The sequence below is a fragment of the Methanorbis furvi genome, assembly GCF_032714615.1.
GTDB classification, from domain to species: Archaea; Halobacteriota; Methanomicrobia; order Methanomicrobiales; family Methanocorpusculaceae; genus Methanocorpusculum; species Methanocorpusculum furvi.
In genome coordinates this window covers 1-2105 of sequence record NZ_JAWDKA010000020.1, presented here as the reverse complement: position 1 = coordinate 2105, position 2105 = coordinate 1, and the positions used below count along the sequence as shown (strand labels likewise).

1 protein-coding gene is annotated in these 2105 nt (G+C 51.6%); it reads right to left on the bottom strand.

Going from position 1 to position 2105, the window contains the following annotated elements:
- Window positions 1–17 precede the first annotated feature (17 nt).
- A partial coding sequence (locus McpAg1_RS09545; RefSeq protein WP_338095078.1) for a PGF-CTERM sorting domain-containing protein occupies window positions 18–2105 on the bottom strand: 2088 nt, incomplete at its 5' end.

The following is a 2105-nucleotide window of genomic DNA, read 5'->3' as shown; positions in this document are numbered from 1 at the left end:
TTTTTGTTTCACGCTGCTTAGTTGCGGCGGAGTACGAGAAGTGCTACTGCACCAAGTCCTGCAAGTGCAATGAATGCGCCGAATCCCGGAGTAGTCGGGGTTGCGGTGGTGGTTACAGGAGCGGTAGTAGTAGTCGGAGTTGCACCGGTTGCGGTCGGGGTCGGGGTTACGACTTTCTCAACAAGGTTGAAGTTTGCCGTAGAGGTAACATCGACTTCGATACCGGATACCTTAATGGTGTACTCGTCAAGCTTCCAGTTGGTTGTGTCAACATCGACAGACCATACGTTGTCAGCGCCTTCGCCTGCAACAACCTTCGTGGTCTGAGAGACACCGGAAGTTGAGGAGGCCTGGCTCTTGTCAACTGCGTCGAATGAGGAAGAGACAACTTCGACCAGAATCTGGTCGCCGATTGCGAGGTTGGTCGTTCCCTTAATGGTAAAGGTAGATCCAACTGCCTTGTCTCCTGGGTTGGTGACGAAAATAACCGGCTCTGCAACAGTGAAGGTCAGCTTGGTGTAGATATCATCAATGTTTGCGGAGTCGATCATCTGGGTCAGTGCATTTGCTGCATTGGCACTCTGGAGTCTTCCGGTTCCTTCAACAACGAATGAGGACTGCTGTCCCTTAGTAGTGTTAACATTATCAATGTAGAGGGATCTCGGACTGGATTGAGCACCCGTGTCGTGGACGTCAAGTTTGCCGTTCTCCATCGGGTGTTCAATGACAACATAGTACTGGTTGGATGCCCAGGTGGATTGTACTTCGATCTTCTTTTCGTAGCTTCCGTCATCTTCAACAGTGATGGATTCAGTAGAGAAGAAGTTCGGACCGAAGATGTAGAGCTGGAGACTGCTCGGGTCGCCCTCTGCGGTTCCACGGATGTAGATCTTGTCGCCCTTTGCAACGATGGTTCCGGACGGAACTGCGGAAAGGAACGGCTTCTTCAGGTTAATTGAAGTGGTTGCATACTCGGAGTCAGAGAGTTTGACTGCATAGTAGTAGTTACCAACTTTGTTTCCATAGACATCTGCCTTGGTGTTCAGCCAGGTAGACGGGTCTGCACCTACGGTACCGATGTTCTGTTCACCGGAAGACTTACCGTTGGTGAGTCTGCTGGTTGCGTAGACGGTGTATGCACCGGAATCAAGAGAGACTAAGGTGGTGTCCCACTTGTATTCCCAGGTGTTGTCGGTCTTAACAGAGACAGGGTTTGCTGCGGTGTATGCTGCGTGCTGTGCACCTTCTGATCCACCGAGATCCTTCAGAACGACACCGTCATTGTAGGCCAGGTTCGGACCAGTGACGAACAGGAAGACGTTGCTGCTGTCGGTGTTGGTTCCGGTCAGTTTGATCTCTTCACCGATGTAGTATGAACCGTCACCGGATGCGGAGATGGTTACTGAGCCCTTCTCGACTTTGACTTTGACTTTGTCGTAGTCGGAGGAGTCACCATACTTCTCAGCTCTGATGGTGTAGGTCTTGTCTTCGGTGTTTGCTGCGGTGTTGTACTGGATAGTACGCTTACCGGTTGCATCAGTCTCGAAGACTGCAGCGGTCGGGTTGCCGAAGTTGTCGTATGCAAGAATGTCTTTCATACCACTCTGATTCAGCTGCAGTGCAGGGTTTACATCAGTTACCACAGGGTTCTCGATGGACACGTTGTAGAGTGACTTGCTGTCGCCCTGGATAGATACCGTGAACGGGTTGCTGCGGACAACAGAGTCCTTTGCTGCCGTGATGGTCAGGGTGGTGCTCTGAAGCGTGAAGCTGATGGTGTTGGTCTTCTTTGCGTTGTTCTTGAAACCAGTCGGTGAGATGAACTCAGCCTGTGCGGTCCAGACGCCTGCGGTTGCATCAGCACCAGCCTTGACACCGGTTCCGAGTGCAATGGTCTGAACAGTGCTCAGAGGAATGGATGCAAAGTTGGCATTGGTGGTTTTACCGTCAACTACAAAGGTACCGAACTGGGTAGTCTTACCTGCTGCCGGAGTGGTGAAGACGATCTTCACATCTGCAATGTCTGCCGGACCAACGTTCGGTGCTTCGATAAGGAAGGACACTTCGGTGTTCTTGTTGAAGGTCTTGCCGTCAACAGAGTCGCC